Here is an 18,083-nt window from a genome sequence, read left to right as displayed (position 1 = left end):
TCCGTGCCTTCAATCGGCGTGTTCAACCTTGAGCATCACCCCCTCCAGACCCACCACCCGAACCCTGGTGCCTGCGGGTGAATCAGGCCCCTTGGCCATCCAGACACCATCCGCCACCTTGATCTTGCCGCGGCCGTCGACGATCGCCTCATGCACCACAAAGACGTTGCCGACCAACTCCTGGCCGCGCAGGTTGAGGTGGGGTTGATCGCTGACCCGAACCACACTGTGCTGGCGGCGCCACCAGTACAGGGCGGTCAGGATCGACAGCATGCCGAACAGCAGGAACTGCAATTCCCAGGACAGCTGGGGCATGACAAAGGTCAACACACCCACTGCCGCTGCGGCGAGCCCGATCCACAGCAGGTAACCGCCGGCACCGAACACTTCCAGGATCAGCAGGAGCGTGCCCAGCGCCAGCCAGTCCCAATACGACAGGTGTTGTAGAAATGCCCACATAACGCGTGCCTCAGGCTTTTTTGCTGTCGAACGTGGCTTTGACGATCTCGCCGATACCACCTACCGCGCCAATCACCTGGCTGGCTTCGAGTGGCATCAGGATCACTTTGCTGTTGTTGGCCGAGGCCAGTTGGCCCAGGGCATCGATGTACTTCTGTGCGACGAAGTAGTTCACCGCCTGCACGTTGCCGGTGGCAATCGCTTCGGACACCACCCGGGTCGCCTTGGCTTCCGCTTCGGCCTGACGCTCACGGGCCTCGGACTCCAGGAACGCCGCCTGACGGCTGCCTTCGGCTTCGAGGATCTGCGCCTGCTTCTTGCCCTCGGCGGTCAGGATGGCCGAGGCTCGCAGGCCTTCGGCTTCGAGGATTTGCGCGCGCTTGATCCGCTCGGCTTTCATCTGCCCGGACATTGCCGCCATCAGGTCGGCGGGCGGGCTGATGTCCTTGATCTCGATCCGGGTAATCTTGATACCCCACGGTGCGGTGGCTTCGTCGACCGTGCGCAGCAGTCGTTCGTTGATGGCGTCACGCTGACTGAGCATCGCATCCAGCTCCATCGAGCCGAGCACGGTACGGATGTTGGTTTGCAGCAGGTTGCGTACCGCGTGTTCGAGGTTGTTCACCTCATAGGCGGCCTGCGCGGTATTGACCACCTGGAAGAAGCACACGGCATCGATCTGCACCGTGGCGTTGTCGGCGGTGATGACTTCCTGCGGCGGGATGTCCAGCACGCTCTCCATCATGTTGATCTTGCGCCCGATGCGGTCCATCACCGGGATGATGACGTTCAGGCCGGGGTTGAGGGTGGTGGTATAGCGGCCGAATCGTTCGACCGTCCATTGAAAGCCCTGGGGCACGACCTTGAAGCCCATGAGCAGGATGGCGACCACCAGGGCGAGGAACAGCAAAAGTACACTACCGATCTGCATGAAAAGTCCTTGTTCAAGTCAATGAAGGGGTAGGCCTGAGTGTAGCGGCGTGATGGCCAGTTGGGACCTATTACTTCTGTTCACTTTGTTGCGTTACCCGCAGCACTTCTTCAACCGTCGTCAGCCCCGCCGCCACTTTCTGCGCACCGGACAGCCGCAGGCTGCGCATGCCGTCCTGATACGCCTGGCGACGGATGGCCAGCAGGTCGGTGTCCGGGGTGACCAGGGCTTTGAGGGCGTCGGTCAGTGGCATGATTTCGTAGACCCCGGCGCGGCCGCGATAGCCGGTGTCGCGGCATTCCAGGCAGCCGACGGCGCGCTGGGCGTTGCTGGGCAAGGGCGCTTGCCAGGGGCGCGTCAGGGTGTGCCAGTCGTCTTCGGTGAGGCTCAAGGGGGCTTTGCAGTGCGGGCATAAGGTTCGTACCAGGCGCTGGGCCATGACCCCGAGCACGGTGGCCTTGATCAGGTAGTGCGGTATGCCCAGCTCCAGCAGGCGACTGATGGCGCCCGGGGCGTCATTGGTGTGCAGGGTCGAGAGCACCAGGTGACCGGTGAGTGCCGCCTGTATGGCCATTTCAGCGGTTTCCAGGTCACGGATCTCGCCAATCATGATGATGTCCGGATCCTGCCGCATCAGGGCGCGCACGCCGCTGGCAAAGGTCAGGTCAATGTTGTGCTGGACCTGCATCTGATTGAACGCAGGTTCCACCATCTCGATCGGGTCCTCGATGGTGCACAGGTTGACCTCTGGCGTCGCGAGTTTCTTCAGGGTGGTGTAGAGCGTGGTGGTCTTGCCTGAGCCGGTGGGGCCGGTGACCAGAATGATGCCGTTGGGCTGGCGAGTCATGTCCTGCCAGCGGCGCAGGTCGTCGACGGAAAACCCCAGTTGGTCGAAATCCTTGAGCAGCACCTGTGGGTCGAAGATCCGCATGACCAGCTTTTCCCCGAAGGCGGTGGGCAGTGTCGACAGCCGCAGTTCCACTTCACCGCCGTCCGGGGTCCTGGTCTTGACCCGGCCGTCCTGGGGTTTGCGTTTCTCGGCGACATTCATTCGCCCCAGGCTTTTCAGGCGGCTGACCATGGCCACGGTGACCTGTGGCGGGAACTGATAGACGTTATGCAGTACGCCGTCGATGCGAAAGCGCACGGTGCCTTGCTCGCGCCGGGGTTCGATGTGGATATCGCTGGCGCGCTGGCCGAACGCATATTGGAACAGCCAGTCGACGATGTTGACGATGTGCGCATCGTTGGCGTCCGGCTCCTGGTCGCTGGCGCCGAGCTTGAGCAGCTGTTCGAAGTTGCCCAGGCTGTTGGCCTGCTGGTCGGTGTGGCTGGCGCCACTGACCGATTTGGCCAGGCGATAAAACTCCACGCAATAGCGCTGGATGTCGGTCGGGCTCGCCACCACGCGTTTGATCGGGCGCTGCAGCACGTGGATCAGGTCGGCTTCCCAGCCGCGTACATAAGGCTGCGCACTGGCCACGACCACGGCGTCGCGGTCGATGGCGACGGCCAGAATTTTGTGTCGCTGGGCAAAGGCGTAGGACATCAGCGGGGTGATTTGCGCGACGTTGATTTTCAGCGGGTCGATACGCAGGTACGGCTGGCCGGCCTGTTGCGACAGCCACAGGGTCAGGCTTTCCAGGTCCAGGCGCTTGCCGGGGCGGTGCAGGTCGTTGAAGTGTTGGCTGGCGAGAAATTCCAGCGGGTGCAGCTGGCTGTTGGCGGCGTTGCGTCGAGCGCCGAGCGCCTGTTCGGCGGTGTCCTGACTGATGAAACCCTGGGCGACCAGGTCGCGCAGCAGGTCATTGAGATCCAGCCAGCGATCCTGAGTGGCGAGTTGAACGGACATCCGGACTCCTTAGAGAAACGATCCTGCACCTGTGGTGTAGAGGGGTGCGTCTCTGACCACGGATTGCCAAGAATAGTCCCCGTCGGTACCGACCGTTCGGCCGCTGCCCAAACAAGCATTGCGGGATTTTGCCGGCGTGTTTCAGCCCGCCGCCTGCACGGGCTGCGCCCAGGGTGAGTCGGCCGCTTGCAGGTCTACCGAGCACACACTGATCAGGTTACGCAGTTTTTCCGCGATCACCTGGGCGCGGTGCCAGCTCAAGCCATCCATGACGATATCGAGTGCCAGCAGGTCGTCCCGGCGCTCTACGTTGACCGCTTGTGGCACCAGGAACTGCAGCGCAAACAGGTTCAATGCCCGGCACAGCAGGTCCGGTTCGGCTTCGGCGAGCAATTGGTAGTGCACGCGGCAGTGGGCGTTGTTGACGTTCCAGACGTCGGCACGGGGGGAGCAAGGGCTGACGGCTTCGAGCGGGGGCATGGTTTTTCTCCAGATCAATGGAGAAATTTTTACATTCGGTGCTGGGTATTTCTTATCTATGATGGGCGTTATTGCTGATTTATAGAATTGTTCGATTCGCCTGTCACTGATCTTGAGGGTTTTTTATGCATAGCGAGCTGGATACGTACGACCGCAAGATTCTGGCACTGCTGCAAGAGGACGCTTCGCTGTCCAGCGCGCAGATTGCCGAGCAGGTCGGGCTATCGCAATCGCCGTGCTGGCGGCGCATCCAGCGGATGAAGGACGAGGGTGTGATTCGTGGGCAGGTGACCTTGCTCGACCGCAAGAAAATCGGCCTCAACACGCAGATCTTCGCCGAGGTCAAACTCAACGCCCACGGGCGTTCGAACTTCACCGAATTCACCGATGCGATACGCGGTTTTCCGGAAGTGCTGGAGTGTTATGTGCTGATGGGCGCGGTGGATTTTCTGCTGCGGATCGTGACGGCGGACATCGAGGCCTATGAGCGCTTCTTCTTCGAGAAGCTGTCGATGGTGCCGGGGATCCAGGAGGTCAACTCGATCGTGGCCTTGTCCGAAATCAAGTCCACGACGAGTCTGCCGGTAGTGCGTTGATTGCTTTTGTGGCGAGGGAGCAGGCTCCCTCGCCACAGGTGGTGCTGAATGATTACAGACGCAACAAGGTCTTCCATGCGCGGTTCTGGTACACCGCGATCGCCTGCTGCTTGCGGGCATCGAGGACCTCGTCGGTGATCGACTCGTTGGCCAGGTGCGCCAGCTTGTTCAGTTCACCGTACAGGCGGTCCATTTCCGGGATGTCCAGCACGCCACGGGCGTGGTGCAGCCAGGCCTGGATGCGCTCGATACGTGGCAGTTGCTCGGCCAGGTCTTCTGGCTGTTGCTGGTAGCGTTGCAGTTGCAGCGAGGTGGCTTCTTCGCCCAGCAGGCGTGGCAGCCAGTTGCCCAGTTGCGCGGCGCCCTGGCGATTGCCACGGGTGTTGCGGTCGGCAGTCCAGGTGCGGGCCAGCAACCAGCGCGAGGCGTTCAGCGAGAACTGGCCCCAGCGTGGGTCTTCGAGCTCTTCGAGGAACTGCTCCGGCGCGGCCTTGCGCACGTCTTCATCGTCCATGCCGGCTTGAACCAGCGGACGCCAGTCTTCGAGCAAGGCATCCAGAGCGACGCGCAAGTCGTGGGTCGACTGGCGCGGTGCCGCCTGGCCGAGGCTGGCGATCAACGCGCGCAGTTCGGCGAGGTGTTCCACCCAGTCCAGCAGCAGGCGCCAGTGGCCGTTGAAGCGATATTGCTCGGCCAGGCGCTGGCTGCTGCCCAGCAAGTGCCAGCTCAGGGCGGCGAAGGCGTCGTCCAGTGGCATCTCGAAACTCAGTTCCGGCGCCGGCAGGCTCAGCGAGTAGCTGTTGGCATCAAACAGGCGATAACCGCGTTCGGCCTTGCTGATGTCACACGGCATCAGCGCGAGGGTCGCGGCCAGCTCGGCGGCCAGCTCCAGCAACGCCGCCGGCTCGCCTTCGCGCAGTTCCAGTTCCAGCTCGCAGATCTCTTCCTTCTGCTTGCCCGCCACCACGTGGCCCAGGTCCAGAGCGGCTTCGATGACGACTTTGGCCTTGCCACGGCCCCATGCAATTTCAGCGTATTCGCGCACGAAATCGGTGGTGAAGATCGGCTTGAGGGTCTTTTTGTCCAGTTCGGCCAGTTCTTCAGGCCAGCATTCGCCGTCAAGTTTCTTCACGTCGAGCTTGGCTTTGGGCAGGTTCCAGTTGTGCTCGTTCCGCTCGGACAGGCCGGCGACACTCTGGCCGCGGGTCTTGAGGGTCTGAATCACGTCTTCGCCGTCACGGCGCAGGCGCAGGGCAACCTTGGCCAGGGCCAGGTCACGCTCTGGCGTGTCGAAGTACTGGTTCATCAACTCACGGCGTTCCCAGCCACTTTTGTTGCGTTTCTTCAGTAATGGATGCTCGCGCAGGGCAGCGAGGGTTTCGCGGCTGACGCGGAGTTTGATTTCGGTTTCTTTCTGCATGGCCGGAAAATCCAGGATCGGGAGCGCAGCCGGGGGAATGTGTGGCTGCCAAGGCCGTGCAGTGTACAGCACTCACCCGGGCTACGCGCCGCGACGGTTTATTCCTGTCACCGGATGGTTCTATGATGGACTTCACTTCGGGAGTTGGAGTCAGCGATGCCTTTGCCGTCCATGAAAGACCAGTTCGCTGCACTGATCGCCACGCCGTCCGTCAGTTGCACCCAAGCCCATCTGGACCAATCCAACCGTCCGGTCATCGATTTGCTGGCCACCTGGCTCGGTGACCTGGGTTTTGCCTGTGAGATCCAGCAGGTCAGCCCCGGCAAATTCAACTTGCTCGCCAGCTTCGGTTCCGGTCCTGGTGGCCTGGTACTGGCCGGGCACAGCGACACCGTGCCATTCGATGGTGCCCTGTGGCAGACCGACCCGCTGAAACTGACCGAAGTCGACGGGCGCTGGATCGGCCTGGGCAGCTGTGACATGAAGGGCTTTTTCGCCCTCGCCATCGAAGCCGTGCTGCCCTTGCTGGACAAGCCGTTCAAACAACCGCTGATGATTCTCGCCACCTGTGACGAGGAAAGCTCGATGTCCGGTGCCCGGGCCCTGGCGGCGGCCGGCCGGCCGTTGGGCAGGGCGGCGGTGATCGGCGAGCCGACGGGGCTCAAGCCGATCCGCCTGCACAAGGGCGTGATGATGGAGCGTATCGACATCCTTGGCCAAAGTGGCCATTCCTCTGACCCCCGACTGGGCCACAGCGCACTGGAGGCCATGCATGATGCGATGGGTGAATTGCGTGGACTGCGGTTGCTCTGGCAACGCGAGTTCAATAACCCGCAATTCGGCGTGCCACAACCGACGCTGAACTTCGGCTGTATCCACGGCGGCGACAACCCGAACCGGATCTGCGGTCAGTGCTCGCTGGAATTCGACCTGCGACCGTTGCCGGGCATGGACCCGCAGGCGTTGCGTGCGGCGATCCGGCAGAAGCTTGAGCCGATTGCCGAGCGCCACCAGGTGAAGATCGACTACGCGCCGCTGTTCCCCGAAGTGCCGCCATTCGAGCAGTCCGAAGACAGCGAATTGGTGCGGGTGGCCGAACGATTGACCGGCCACAGTGCCGAAGCAGTGGCGTTCGGCACCGAAGCGCCTTATCTTCAGCGCCTTGGCTGCGAAACCGTGGTGCTGGGCCCGGGCGATATCGCCTGCGCTCACCAGCCGGGAGAATTCCTTGAAATGTCACGTTTGCAGCCTACCGTGCATCTATTACGTCAACTGATCGAACATTACTGCCTGACCCCGGCTTAAATCCCGGGGCAATCCACCCGTATTCATGAGGAGAGCGCGCGTGTCGCCAAACCTGTTCCGACGATAACCATCAGCCCGCTGTGCGTCTTGCTTCGTCTTTTTTTCGGCTGCTATTTATTACAGGTGCAGGTGTTATGCCCGAATACGTCAACTGGCTTCGTCACGCGTCCCCTTACATCAATGCTCACCGCGATTGCACGTTCGTCGTCATGCTGCCTGGCGACGGCGTCGAGCATCCGAACTTTGGCAACATCGTCCACGACCTGGTGCTGTTGCACAGCCTGGGGGTGCGGCTGGTGCTGGTCCACGGTTCGCGCCCGCAAATCGAAACCCGTCTCGCCGCGCGCGGCCTGACCCCGCACTATCACCACGGGATGCGCATCACCGATGCCGCCACCCTGGAGTGCGTGATCGATGCGGTGGGTCAACTGCGGATTGCCATCGAAGCCCGCCTGTCGATGGACATGGCGTCCTCACCGATGCAGGGTTCGCGTCTGCGGGTGGCCAGCGGCAATCTGGTCACGGCACGGCCGATTGGTGTGCTGGAAGGCGTCGATTATCACCACACCGGTGAAGTGCGCCGGGTCGACCGCAAGGGCATCAACCGCCTGCTGGACGAACGCTCCATCGTACTGTTGTCGCCGTTGGGCTACTCGCCCACCGGGGAAATCTTCAACCTGGCCTGCGAAGACGTCGCCACCCGCGCCGCCATCGACCTGGGGGCCGACAAATTGCTGCTGTTTGGCGCCGAGAGGGGCCTGATCGACGAGAGCGGACGTCTGGTCCGCGAGCTGCGTCCGCAACAGGTGCCGGCCCACTTGCAGCGCCTGGGTGCCAACTATCAGGCCGAACTGCTGGATGCCGCCGCCGAAGCCTGCCGGGGCGGTGTTGGCCGTAGCCACATTGTCAGTTATGCCGAAAACGGCGCGCTACTGACCGAGCTGTTCACCCGTGACGGCGGCGGTACGCTGGTGGCCCAGGAGCAATTCGAATTGCTGCGCGAGGCGGCCATCGAAGACGTTGGCGGTTTGCTGGATCTGATCAGTCCGCTGGAAGAGCAGGGGATTCTGGTGCGCCGCTCGCGTGAAGTGCTGGAGCGCGAAATCGAGCAGTTCAGCGTGGTCGAGCGTGAAGGGATGATCATTGCCTGTGCGGCGCTGTACCAGATCGCCGATTCGGACGCCGGTGAACTGGCCTGCCTGGCCGTGAACCCGGAATACCGTCACGGTCGTCGCGGCGATGAACTGTTGGAACGGATCGAAAGCCGGGCTCGCGCCCAAGGTCTCAAAACCCTGTTTGTCCTCACCACGCGCACCGCGCACTGGTTCCGCGAGCGCGGCTTTGTGCCGAGCAGCGTAGAGCGCCTGCCATCGGCGCGGGCCTCGCTGTACAACTACCAGCGCAACTCGAAGATCTTCGAAAAAGCCCTCTGAACGGATCGCTGCAGCCTTCGCCTTTGCCTCAAAGGTGAAGGCCGACGGCGTTCGTTCGCCTGGATGTCAGAAAAGTCCGAATCGATACACAAACTGTAACAATTGCCCCGGAAGATGCGCGCTCGGCAAACGAGCGTCGCTTTTTTGATCGGCCTTGACGAATATCAATGACAGATTTCATCAAACGATCTAAAAAAACATAAACAAATACCATTTAGGAATTAGCTGGGTTGCCGATACCCTGCATCCGGTTTGCTTGAGATGGATTTGTATATTTCCGAATCGCATGAAAAACTACGAAATAATTCTTTTTAGGTTTATGGAAAACTCATTAACCTGAACGGACCCAATGAGTGCGGTTAGACCATGGTCGTAGACACACCTCGTTACGATTGACTTGGCAGTCACGGTCTGGCGCTAATCGCGCAGCTGTGGATCCGGGGCGTTAGACCCTGGACCAAAGAAACACAAAAATTAGAAACGAGAGGAGTGAAACATGAACAAGTCCACCTTGGCCCTGGCAGTGGCCGTAGGGGTTGTCGCGCAGCAGGCAGGCGCCGCTGGTTTTATCGAAGACAGCAAGGCCACCCTGGGGCTGCGTAACTTCTACATCAACACCGATAACCGCGACAACAACACTAAGGCTGCCGGTGCACAGAACAAGCAGGAAGAATGGGGCCAAGGCTTCGATCTGCGCTTCACCTCGGGTTACACCCAAGGCACCGTTGGTTTTGGTCTTGATGCCATTGGCCTGCTGGGCGTGAAACTGGATTCCGGTGGTGGCACCAACGGCGCGACCGCTACCTCGTACGGCGGTACTGTGTTCCCGAGCAAGTCCAACGGTGAAGCCGTTGATAACTTCTCGAGCCTGGGCCTGACGGCCAAGGCCAAGATTTCCCAGACCGAACTGAAGCTCGGCACCCTGCAGCCAAAACTGCCGGTGATCGTGACCAACGACGGTCGCCTGCTGCCGCAAACCTTCCAGGGCGGCCAGGTCAGCACCAACGACATCAAGGACCTGACCCTGATCGGTGGCCAGATCGAGCAGGCCAAAGGCCGTAACTCCAGCAACAACGAAGAGTTGTCCATCGCAGGCGCCAACAGCCCTACCGCTTCGGGCCGCGACAGCAACAAGTTCATCTACGGCGGCGGTGACTACAAGATCACCAAGGACCTGACCGCGCAGTACTACTACGGCAACCTGGAAGACTTCTACAAGCAACACTTCCTGGGCCTGGTACACAACTGGTCGATCGGTCCGGGCGTATTGAAGTCGGACTTGCGTTACTTCAACAGCGGCGATGACGGTGCCAACGGCCATGATCCGGCCTACTACACCACCGGTGACTACGGCACGGGCATCACCAAGGGCAAGGTTGACAACAACCTGTTCAGCGGCCTGTTCCTGTACAGCGTTTCCGGCCACACCTTCGGTGGCGGTTACCAGGTCAGTAACGGTGACAGCGATTTCCCTTGGCTGAACCAGGGTGATGGCTCGTCGGCTTACCTGACCACCGACTCGCAAATCTCCAAGTTCGCCCGTGCCGGAGAGCGTACCTGGCAAGCTCGCTACACCTATGACTTCGCCAAACTGGGTGCACCAGGCCTGACCGCCGGTGTGGTCTACCTGCGTGGTGACAATATCGACACCTCGGGTAAGGTGGGTACCACCACGCCACAGACCAAAGTCAACGCCACTGGCGCGAGCGAGTGGGAACGTGACCTGACCGTGGCGTACGTGATTCCGCAAGGTCCGCTGAAAAACCTGGGCCTGACCTGGAAGAACGCGATGTGGCGCAACGACATCCCGGGTCAACGCGACCAGGATGAAAACCGCCTGATCGTCAGCTACTCGATTCCGCTGTTGTAACAGCGCGCTTCGTCAGCTGTAAAAAAAGCCCCGCCAGGCGTGAGCCTGGCGGGGCTTTTGTGTTTCAGAAAGGTCTACCCCCGTAGACCCTCCCTTACTTCCCTCTCTACAGCAACTCAGGCCTTCTCGAACCTGGGGCGCAGCGTGGCCGTTGTGCGCGGGTGCGTCCAATGAAGAGATTTTTAATATCTCCTAATGATCTAAATAAATCATTATTTATTCTTTTTAATGTAGAGGAGCGACGGGCACAGTAGGCTCATCACGCACTGACCAGGAGCAGCACCATGAGCCTCAGACTGGGCGACATCGCCCCCGATTTCGAACAGGATTCCAGCGCCGGTACCATTCGTTTCCACGAGTGGCTAGGCGACAGCTGGGGCGTGCTGTTTTCCCATCCGGCGGACTTCACCCCGGTGTGCACCACGGAGCTGGGGTTTACCGCCAGGCTCAAGGAAGACTTCGCCCGGCGTGGGGTCAAGGCCATTGCGTTGTCGGTCGACCCGGTGGACTCGCACCACCGATGGATTGAAGACATCAACGAAACCCAGGACACCCTGGTCAACTTCCCGATCCTGGCGGATGCCGACCGCAAGGTGTCTGACCTCTACGACCTGATCCATCCGAATGCCAACGACACCCTGACCGTGCGTTCGCTGTTCGTCATCGATCCGAGCAAAAAGGTCCGGCTGACCATCACCTATCCGGCCAGTACCGGACGCAACTTCCACGAGATCCTGCGGGTGATCGACTCTCTGCAACTCACCGACCGCTACAAGGTGGCCACACCGGCGAACTGGCAGGACGGTGACGAGGTGGTGATCGTGCCGTCGCTCAAGGATGAAGACGAAATCAACAGACGCTTCCCCAAAGGCTACCGCGCCGTGAAGCCATACCTGCGCCTGACGCCACAGCCCAACCGGTAGTTCATTTGCGGGATGCGGTCTTGATCGCATGACTTGTTCTCACCACACAGGACAGCACCGTACACCGTGGCGAGCGCTCTGCATGTGCGTACGCACACATGGTTCGGGCTTACCCGCGATGGCGACGTTCAAGGCACCACAGGATTCAGAGCAAACCCGATTCACAAAGCAGGGTTTTTCAGGCCGTTTCGACGGCCTTTTTTTTGGTCTGCGGAAAGTCTGTCACCATATTCTTTTATAGAATAAACAAATGAATAAATATGATTTATAGATATATAAATCAGCTGTTAAGGTCACCTCAATCGAAGCGAGATCGCAAGCCGCGAATCGTCCATAACACGCAAGGAATCAACCCGATGCTGGTCGTCTCACTCGGAGGAAGTCCCAGCCAACGCTCCCGTTCCGGGGTGCTGCTGGATCGCTCCCAACGCTGGTTGCAACAACAAGGAGTGGAAGTGGTGAGTTATCAGGTACGGGACTTCCCGGCCGAAGACTTGCTGCACGCCCGCTTCGATAGCCCGAAGGTGATCGACCTGCTGCAACAGATTGAAAACGCCGATGGCCTGTTGATTGCCACGCCGGTCTACAAGGCGTCTTTCTCCGGCGCGCTGAAAACCCTGCTGGACCTGTTGCCCGAGCGTGCCTTGAGCCACAAGGTCGTATTGCCGATGGCTACCGGTGGCAGCATTGCCCACATGTTGGCGGTGGATTACGCGCTCAAGCCGGTGCTGTCGGCGCTCAAGGCGCAGGAGATGCTCCACGGCATCTTCGCCGAGGACAGTCAGATCGCATACGGCCAGGGCAACGCCCAGGCGCAGCTGACACCGGCACTGGAGCAGCGTCTGCATGAAGCGCTGGAGCAGTTTTTCAGCGCCATGGCCCGTCGGCCGAAGCCGCTGGATCCGAGCCTGCTCAATGCTCGTCTGTTAAGTGCTCGCTGGAGCATCTAAGCCTTACCCGAAAGTAGAAGTACTGGCCTTACTCGCCCGCTAACGGGCAAGCAGGTGCAGCCATAACCCCCACTGCAAAAAGGAGAGCGCCATGCGCCCTGTCATTTTGCGTCGCGGTCTGGTCGCTCTGTTTGCTGCGGCTGTGTCCTTCGGCGCCATTACTCAAGCCCAGGCCGAGACCTTACGAATCGGCTATCAGAAGTACGGCACCCTGGTGCTGCTCAAAGCCCGCGGCACTCTGGAAAAAAGCCTCGCCGCCCAAGGCGTCGACGTGCAATGGACGGAGTTTCCCGGTGGCCCGCAGTTGCTTGAGGGCTTGAACGTCGGCTCCATCGATTTCGGTGTGACCGGCGAAACGCCACCGGTGTTCGCCCAGGCCGCCGGCGCGGACCTGCTCTACGTCGCCTACGAACCGCCCGCGCCCCACAGTGAAGCGATCCTGGTGCCCAAGGACTCCCCGATCACGTCGGTGCAGGATCTCAAGGGCAAGAAAGTCGTGCTCAACAAAGGCTCCAACGTGCACTACCTGTTGGTGCGCGCCCTGGAAGACGCCGGCCTCAAGTACACCGACATCCAGACCGTCTTCCTGCCACCGGCCGATGCCCGCGCCGCCTTCGAGCGCGGCAGCGTCGATGCCTGGGTGATCTGGGACCCGTACCAGGCGGCTGCCGAACAGCAACTGCAAGCACGCACCCTGCGCGATGGCCAGGGCATCGTCGACAACCACCAGTTCTATCTGGCGACCAGGCCCTATGCCGAGCAGCACCCGGTCGTGATCAAGACCCTGGTGGAGCAGGTTCGCGCCATCGGCGAGTGGTCCAAAGCCAACCCTGAGGACGTGACCAGGCAGGTCTCGCCACTGATCGGCTTGCCGGCGGACATCACCCTGACTTCCATGAAGCGCCAGGGCTTTGGCGCGCACTTCCTTGCCCCGGACGTCGTCGCGGCGCAGCAGAAAATCGCCGACAGCTTCTACCAGCTCAAGTTGATCCCCAAGCCCTTGAGCATCAAAGACGTGATCTGGACACCACCGGCGACTGTTGCCAACGCGCAGTAATTCCATTTCCCAAGGAGACCACTCCATGAGCCTCAATATTTTCTGGTTCCTGCCCACCCATGGCGACGGCCATTACCTTGGCACCGCCGAAGGCGCCCGCACCGTCGATCACGGATACCTGCAGCAAGTCGCCCAGGCGGCAGATCGCCTGGGCTTTGGCGGGGTGCTGATTCCCACCGGGCGCTCCTGCGAAGACTCCTGGCTGGTGGCTGCCTCGCTGATCCCCGTCACCCAGCGCCTGAAGTTTCTGGTCGCGCTACGTCCCGGGATCATTTCCCCGACGGTGGCGGCGCGTCAGGCCGCGACCCTGGATCGGTTGTCCGGTGGCCGGGCGCTGTTCAACCTGGTGACGGGGGGCGACCCGGAAGAATTGGCCGGTGATGGCTTGTTCCTCAGTCATGAGGAGCGCTATCAGGCGTCGGTGGAATTCACCCGGATCTGGCGTCGAGTGCTGGAGGGCGAGACGGTGGACTACGACGGTCAGCACATCAGTGTGAAGGGCGCAAAACTACTCTATCCGCCGATCCAGCAGCCACGTCCGCCGCTGTATTTCGGAGGATCCTCGGAGGCGGCCCAGGATCTGGCCGCCGAACAGGTCGAGATGGTCCTGACCTGGGGCGAGCCGCCAGCTGCGGTGGCCGAAAAAATCCAGCAGGTCCGGGACAAGGCCGCGAAGCTGGGACGCACCGTGCGCTTTGGGATTCGCCTGCATGTGATTGTGCGTGAAACCACTGCCGAAGCCTGGCAAGCGGCGGATCGCCTGATCTCCCACCTGGACGACGACACCATTGCCCGCGCTCAAGCCTCGCTGGCGCGCTTTGATTCGGTGGGCCAGCAGCGCATGGCGGCCCTGCATGGCGGCAGCCGCGACAACCTGGAAGTCAGCCCGAACCTGTGGGCCGGCGTGGGCCTGGTGCGTGGGGGGGCGGGGACGGCGCTGGTCGGCGACGGTCCGACCGTGGCGGCACGGGTCAAGGAGTATGCGGCGCTGGGCATCGACACCTTCATTTTCTCCGGTTACCCCCATCTGGAAGAGTCGTACCGGGTGGCTGAATTGTTGTTCCCGCACCTGGACGTCGAGCGCCCGGAGCTGCCAAAAAGCGGTGGCTACGTCAGCCCGTTTGGCGAAATGGTGGCCAACGACATCCTTCCCAAAGCCGTGTCCCAGAGCTGAGGCGCGCCATGAAGAGGAGAACCTTTATCCACAGCCTCGCACCCTGGGCACTGCCGGTGCTGTTGTTGGCGGTATGGCAGTTATCGGTGTCGGCGGGCTGGCTGTCGACGCGGATACTGCCGGCGCCCAGCGCGGTCATCGAGGCAGGTGTAGGCCTGGTGCGCAGTGGCGACATCTGGAAACACCTGGCGATCAGCGGCTGGCGTGCCGGCATCGGCTTTCTGATCGGCGGTGGCCTTGGCTTGGCGCTAGGGTTTATCACCGGGCTGTCGAAGTGGGGCGAACGCCTGCTCGACAGTTCGGTGCAGATGATCCGCAACGTGCCGCACCTGGCGCTGATTCCACTGGTGATCCTGTGGTTCGGCATTGATGAGTCGGCGAAGATTTTCCTGGTGGCCCTGGGCACCTTGTTCCCGATCTACCTCAACACCTACCACGGCATCCGCAATGTCGACCCGGCTCTGGTGGAGATGGCGCGCAGTTATGGCTTGAGTGGTTTGAGCCTGTTCCGCCAAGTGATTCTGCCGGGCGCGCTGCCATCGATCCTGGTGGGGGTGCGGTTTGCCCTGGGCTTCATGTGGTTGACCCTGATCGTTGCTGAAACCATCTCCGCCAGCTCCGGTATCGGTTACCTGGCGATGAACGCCCGGGAGTTCCTGCAGACCGATGTGGTGGTGCTGGCGATAGTTTTGTATGCGCTGCTCGGCAAGCTGGCCGACCTCGCCGCCCGTGGGCTGGAGCGCGTGTGGTTGCGTTGGCATCCGGCCTATCAAGTGGCCAAGGGAGGTGCGGCATGACGGCTCAGCAACCACCGCGCCTGCTGCGCGGGATTCCACTGGCGGTGCGCAAGCTGCGAAAAACCTTTGGTGCGCGGCACGTACTGCGGGACATCGATGTGCACATTCCTGCCGGTCAATTCGTCGCGGTGGTGGGGCGTAGCGGCTGCGGTAAAAGCACATTGCTGCGCTTGCTCGCCGGCCTCGATCAACCGACGGATGGCGTGCTGTTGGCCGGATCCGCGGCGCTCAGCCAGGCGCGGAAAGACACCCGCCTGATGTTTCAGGAAGCGCGTCTGCTGCCCTGGAAGAAAGTGATCGACAACGTTGGCCTCGGCCTCAAGGGCGACTGGCGCCAGAGAGCGCTGGACGCTCTGGACGCCGTAGGGCTGGCGGATCGCGCCAATGAATGGCCGGCGGCGTTGTCCGGCGGACAGAAACAACGGGTGGCTCTGGCCCGGGCGCTGATCCACCAACCGCGCTTGCTGTTGCTGGATGAGCCGCTGGGCGCCCTGGATGCCCTGACCCGCATTGAAATGCAGCAACTGATCGAGCGGCTCTGGCAACAGCACGGCTTCACCGTGTTGCTGGTGACCCATGACGTCAGTGAAGCGGTGGCGATTGCCGACCGGGTGCTGCTGATCGAAGAGGGCGAGATTGGCCTGGACCTGCACGTCGACTTGCCGCGCCCTCGGGCGCGCGGCTCCCATCGACTGGCGGCACTGGAAACCGAAGTCCTCACCCGTGTGCTGTCACTGCCTGGCCAGCCACCGGAACCTGAACCTGTTTCACCCTTGCCCACGCAATTGCGCTGGGCTCAATAACTGCAGTTTTATCCCAACGACAGGAATCACCATCATGACAATCAAGGCCATCAACGTTCGCAACCAGTTCAAAGGCACCATCAAGGAAATCGTCGAAGGCGACGTGCTCTCGGAAATCGACGTACAGACAGCCTCCGGCATCGTCACCTCGGTGATCACCACGCGCTCGGTCAAAGAGCTGGAGTTGGTGATTGGCAGTGAAGTCATCGCCTTCGTGAAATCCACCGAGGTGTCGATCGCCAAGTTGTAAGCGCGTGCGCCACGAGCAACCCCGAAGGGTGTGAGCCCTTCGGGGTTGTGTGCGTGTGAGTCAGTGTGGTGGTGAGCCCTTCACGGGCAAGCCCGTTGCCGCCTTTGAGCGGCGTCGCGCACAGGCCTGACATTTACTGGGGGCCCAATGTGGGAGCGGGCTTGCCCGCGAAGAGTGCAGTGAAGCCAGCACAGAAATCAGGCTGGAACTACACGCTTTGGCAAATACGGCGGCAGATACAACCCAAGGTACGCATCGAACACCCGCATCCCTTCCTCGGCCATGCGCGGGGTGATCTGCCCGTGCTGCTGCACTGAGCGTGCGTAAACACGGTCGCCCAGTTCCATGGCCAGGGCAAACACGTCGACGTCCCTAGGCAATGCCGGCAGCTCGAAGTGGTGGTCGAAGAGTTTGTGCATCAGGTCCCCCAGTTCGATGTCGTGCTGACGGTCGGCCTGGGTGACCTCGGTCAGGCCATGCTGGGCGAGGATCAGTTGGCGGGCGGCGGCATCTTCGCTGTAGATCGCGAGCATGCGCTGTTCCACCAGCCGCGACAGGTCACGCCAGCCACTGAGGGTGCCGTGGTCGATAGGCGCTTGCAGGCAGGCGCGGAACGCGGCGTGGACGTCGGCCGTCAGGGCTTCGAGCAGGGTCGGGACGCTGGCAAAGAAATGGTAGACGGAGGAGGGCGGGATCTCCGCGCGCTCGGCGACACTGTAGATCGACAAACTGGCCACGCCCTCGGCGGCCAGCAGGGTGCGGGCGGCATCGAGTATCGAGTCGATTCGCGCTTGGCTGCGGGCGCGGGGTTTACGAAGAGTGGCGGGCCGGGTCATTGAAGTCTCCTGCGAGGGCAGTGGGCATTGTACGAGGCGTCTCACCCCTTGTCTGTACAGGCCCACTGCGCCGCTTGGCCGCCAGGGTGGCTTAGCCGTCGACCTGCACGCTCCGACCGTTCAAGGGTTGGACCGGACGTGCGTTCATCGGATACAGCGCCTGGAATGCCTCCAGTTGCGCCCGGGATATCTGCACCGCAGTGGTCAGCACATTCCAGCGCACGCCTTCAGTACAGGGTGGGGTTGTCAGAGAACCCATGTAGGAATAGGCGTTGTGGGTGGCGGGCAATAAATCGGCAATGTTCAGTGTCTCCAGGGTCGCCGTGCCACCCGCGTCTTTTGGCATGGCTGCCAGGATCGGCTCCAGCGTTGGGTTATGTGCGCCCTCTTCAAACAGCAAGGCCACAACGGCCAGTTCGCCCGCGGTGTTGCGATGAACCAGATGCGCACTCAGTGGATAGGAGCGGCCCTGGATCTTTTCCTCACTGGGCGTATGGAAGTGCAATTGCACGAGCGAATAGGCACCGGAGGTCAGGGTGATACCGCCTGAGTCCGTCGGCGATACCTGGATCGTATGACCGTTGTTCAGCACGGCGGCTGTGCTTGGGCGATAAGTGAAGGCCGGGGGCTCGACTCCAGCCTTCACCGCGTCATGAATATCGATTGGCGACTGTTCTTTACCGGACGTGCAGAGTCTGAATTCGCTCTTCAGTTCGCTCCAGCTTTCCGGGCCGGTGGGTGCGGTGTAGCCCCATTCGGCAGTGTCGGCGGTGTTGGCCCAGGCGGTGGTACACAAACCGGCGGCGATCAGGGTCATGGCTGTGCCTAGCAGTTGTTTTGTCATGCTTGTTGTTCTCGCAGGTAGGAAACCGGTCAAATTCCGGAACTCTGAAGTGTGAACTGGCGGGTAGGCAATCGATGTAATCTGGGCCTGACAGTTCCGTAAG

18 protein-coding genes are annotated in these 18,083 nt (G+C 61.3%); 11 read left to right on the top strand and 7 right to left on the bottom strand.

The window, feature by feature from the left end; genetic code table 11:
- Positions 1-9: 9 nt before the first annotated feature.
- The 4 genes from CKW29_RS13700 to CKW29_RS13685 all read right to left on the bottom strand — a co-directional run bounded on the left by CKW29_RS13700 (position 10) and on the right by CKW29_RS13685 (position 3,722).
- On the bottom strand, positions 10-459 hold the full coding sequence (locus CKW29_RS13700) for an NfeD family protein (RefSeq protein ID WP_095145927.1): 450 nt from the start codon (positions 457-459) through the stop codon (positions 10-12).
- 10 nt (positions 460-469) lie between these two features.
- Entirely contained in the window at positions 470-1,390 is a 921-nt protein-coding gene (locus CKW29_RS13695; protein ID WP_095145929.1) for an SPFH domain-containing protein, read from the bottom strand.
- 70 nt (positions 1,391-1,460) lie between these two features.
- The gene (locus CKW29_RS13690) at positions 1,461-3,242 is read right to left on the bottom strand and encodes a GspE/PulE family protein (protein WP_095148667.1); all 1,782 of its coding nucleotides are present in this window, start codon (positions 3,240-3,242) and stop codon (positions 1,461-1,463) included.
- A 141-nt stretch (positions 3,243-3,383) separates the two neighbouring features.
- Positions 3,384-3,722, bottom strand: coding sequence for a hypothetical protein (locus CKW29_RS13685; protein ID WP_095148666.1), 339 nt, complete (start codon positions 3,720-3,722; stop codon positions 3,384-3,386).
- 125 nt (positions 3,723-3,847) lie between these two features.
- Between CKW29_RS13685 and CKW29_RS13680 the strand changes: the two genes are divergently transcribed.
- Positions 3,848-4,318 (top strand): Lrp/AsnC family transcriptional regulator, encoded by a 471-nt coding sequence (locus CKW29_RS13680; RefSeq protein ID WP_095081839.1) that lies wholly within the window; start codon positions 3,848-3,850, stop codon positions 4,316-4,318.
- Between the two features lie 52 nt (positions 4,319-4,370).
- On the opposite strand, the gene CKW29_RS13675 is transcribed toward CKW29_RS13680, so the two are convergent.
- Positions 4,371-5,738, bottom strand: a complete 1,368-nt coding sequence (locus tag CKW29_RS13675) for an inorganic triphosphatase (protein ID WP_095145935.1) — start codon at positions 5,736-5,738, stop codon at positions 4,371-4,373.
- Between the two features lie 156 nt (positions 5,739-5,894).
- On the opposite strand from CKW29_RS13675, the gene argE reads away from it, so the two are divergent.
- The 10 genes from argE to CKW29_RS13625 all read left to right on the top strand — a co-directional run bounded on the left by argE (position 5,895) and on the right by CKW29_RS13625 (position 16,300).
- Positions 5,895-7,043, top strand: a complete 1,149-nt coding sequence (gene argE / locus CKW29_RS13670; RefSeq protein WP_095148665.1) for an acetylornithine deacetylase — start codon at positions 5,895-5,897, stop codon at positions 7,041-7,043.
- 134 nt (positions 7,044-7,177) lie between these two features.
- Positions 7,178-8,476 carry an amino-acid N-acetyltransferase gene (argA, locus tag CKW29_RS13665; protein WP_095148664.1) on the top strand — a complete coding sequence of 433 codons (1,299 nt, stop codon included), beginning with the start codon at positions 7,178-7,180 and terminating at the stop codon, positions 8,474-8,476.
- 496 nt (positions 8,477-8,972) lie between these two features.
- Positions 8,973-10,346 (top strand): OprD family porin, encoded by a 1,374-nt coding sequence (locus tag CKW29_RS13660; protein ID WP_095148663.1) that lies wholly within the window; start codon positions 8,973-8,975, stop codon positions 10,344-10,346.
- A 284-nt stretch (positions 10,347-10,630) separates the two neighbouring features.
- A complete protein-coding gene (locus tag CKW29_RS13655) occupies positions 10,631-11,269 on the top strand; it encodes a peroxiredoxin (protein WP_095148662.1) in 639 nt (212 codons plus the stop codon).
- A 356-nt stretch (positions 11,270-11,625) separates the two neighbouring features.
- Positions 11,626-12,219, top strand: coding sequence for an NADPH-dependent FMN reductase (gene ssuE / locus CKW29_RS13650; protein WP_095148661.1), 594 nt, complete (start codon positions 11,626-11,628; stop codon positions 12,217-12,219).
- 91 nt (positions 12,220-12,310) lie between these two features.
- The gene (locus CKW29_RS13645) at positions 12,311-13,276 is read left to right on the top strand and encodes a sulfonate ABC transporter substrate-binding protein (protein ID WP_095148660.1); all 966 of its coding nucleotides are present in this window, start codon (positions 12,311-12,313) and stop codon (positions 13,274-13,276) included.
- Positions 13,277-13,301: 25 nt separating this feature from the next.
- Entirely contained in the window at positions 13,302-14,450 is a 1,149-nt protein-coding gene (gene ssuD, locus CKW29_RS13640) for an FMNH2-dependent alkanesulfonate monooxygenase (protein WP_095148659.1), read from the top strand.
- 8 nt (positions 14,451-14,458) lie between these two features.
- Complete coding sequence (gene ssuC, locus CKW29_RS13635) at positions 14,459-15,247, top strand: aliphatic sulfonate ABC transporter permease SsuC (protein WP_095148658.1); 789 nt, start codon at positions 14,459-14,461, stop codon at positions 15,245-15,247.
- Positions 15,244-16,050, top strand: a complete 807-nt coding sequence (gene ssuB, locus CKW29_RS13630) for an aliphatic sulfonates ABC transporter ATP-binding protein (protein ID WP_095148657.1) — start codon at positions 15,244-15,246, stop codon at positions 16,048-16,050. The genes ssuC and ssuB overlap by 4 nt, the downstream gene beginning before the upstream one ends.
- A gap of 34 nt (positions 16,051-16,084) precedes the next feature.
- On the top strand, positions 16,085-16,300 hold the full coding sequence (locus CKW29_RS13625) for a molybdopterin-binding protein (RefSeq protein WP_003213899.1): 216 nt from the start codon (positions 16,085-16,087) through the stop codon (positions 16,298-16,300).
- Between the two features lie 197 nt (positions 16,301-16,497).
- On the opposite strand, the gene CKW29_RS13620 is transcribed toward CKW29_RS13625, so the two are convergent.
- Complete coding sequence (locus CKW29_RS13620; protein WP_095148656.1) at positions 16,498-17,136, bottom strand: TetR/AcrR family transcriptional regulator; 639 nt, start codon at positions 17,134-17,136, stop codon at positions 16,498-16,500.
- A gap of 91 nt (positions 17,137-17,227) precedes the next feature.
- Positions 17,228-17,980, bottom strand: coding sequence for a carbonic anhydrase (locus tag CKW29_RS13615; RefSeq protein WP_095148655.1), 753 nt, complete (start codon positions 17,978-17,980; stop codon positions 17,228-17,230).
- Between the last annotated feature and the right edge of the window lie 103 nt (positions 17,981-18,083).

It is taken from the genome of Pseudomonas sp. Irchel s3a18 (assembly GCF_900187535.1).
Classification (GTDB): domain Bacteria; phylum Pseudomonadota; class Gammaproteobacteria; order Pseudomonadales; family Pseudomonadaceae; genus Aquipseudomonas.
Note: the sequence above shows the minus strand (reverse complement) of the source record. Positions and strands in the feature narration are given on the sequence as shown.

Bases quoted from the DNA above. Each gene is read 5' to 3' on its own strand.
- CKW29_RS13700 (WP_095145927.1), bottom strand. From the start codon at position 459: ATGTGGGCATTTCTACAACACCTGTCGTATTGGGACTGGCTGGCGCTG.
- CKW29_RS13695 (WP_095145929.1), bottom strand. From the start codon at position 1,390: ATGCAGATCGGTAGTGTACTTTTGCTGTTCCTCGCCCTGGTGGTCGCC.
- CKW29_RS13690 (WP_095148667.1), bottom strand. From the start codon at position 3,242: ATGTCCGTTCAACTCGCCACTCAGGATCGCTGGCTGGATCTCAATGAC.
- CKW29_RS13685 (WP_095148666.1), bottom strand. From the start codon at position 3,722: ATGCCCCCGCTCGAAGCCGTCAGCCCTTGCTCCCCCCGTGCCGACGTC.
- CKW29_RS13680 (WP_095081839.1), top strand. From the start codon at position 3,848: ATGCATAGCGAGCTGGATACGTACGACCGCAAGATTCTGGCACTGCTG.
- CKW29_RS13675 (WP_095145935.1), bottom strand. From the start codon at position 5,738: ATGCAGAAAGAAACCGAAATCAAACTCCGCGTCAGCCGCGAAACCCTC.
- argE (WP_095148665.1), top strand. From the start codon at position 5,895: ATGCCTTTGCCGTCCATGAAAGACCAGTTCGCTGCACTGATCGCCACG.
- argA (WP_095148664.1), top strand. From the start codon at position 7,178: ATGCCCGAATACGTCAACTGGCTTCGTCACGCGTCCCCTTACATCAAT.
- CKW29_RS13660 (WP_095148663.1), top strand. From the start codon at position 8,973: ATGAACAAGTCCACCTTGGCCCTGGCAGTGGCCGTAGGGGTTGTCGCG.
- CKW29_RS13655 (WP_095148662.1), top strand. From the start codon at position 10,631: ATGAGCCTCAGACTGGGCGACATCGCCCCCGATTTCGAACAGGATTCC.
- ssuE (WP_095148661.1), top strand. From the start codon at position 11,626: ATGCTGGTCGTCTCACTCGGAGGAAGTCCCAGCCAACGCTCCCGTTCC.
- CKW29_RS13645 (WP_095148660.1), top strand. From the start codon at position 12,311: ATGCGCCCTGTCATTTTGCGTCGCGGTCTGGTCGCTCTGTTTGCTGCG.
- ssuD (WP_095148659.1), top strand. From the start codon at position 13,302: ATGAGCCTCAATATTTTCTGGTTCCTGCCCACCCATGGCGACGGCCAT.
- ssuC (WP_095148658.1), top strand. From the start codon at position 14,459: ATGAAGAGGAGAACCTTTATCCACAGCCTCGCACCCTGGGCACTGCCG.
- ssuB (WP_095148657.1), top strand. From the start codon at position 15,244: ATGACGGCTCAGCAACCACCGCGCCTGCTGCGCGGGATTCCACTGGCG.
- CKW29_RS13625 (WP_003213899.1), top strand. From the start codon at position 16,085: ATGACAATCAAGGCCATCAACGTTCGCAACCAGTTCAAAGGCACCATC.
- CKW29_RS13620 (WP_095148656.1), bottom strand. From the start codon at position 17,136: ATGACCCGGCCCGCCACTCTTCGTAAACCCCGCGCCCGCAGCCAAGCG.
- CKW29_RS13615 (WP_095148655.1), bottom strand. From the start codon at position 17,980: ATGACAAAACAACTGCTAGGCACAGCCATGACCCTGATCGCCGCCGGT.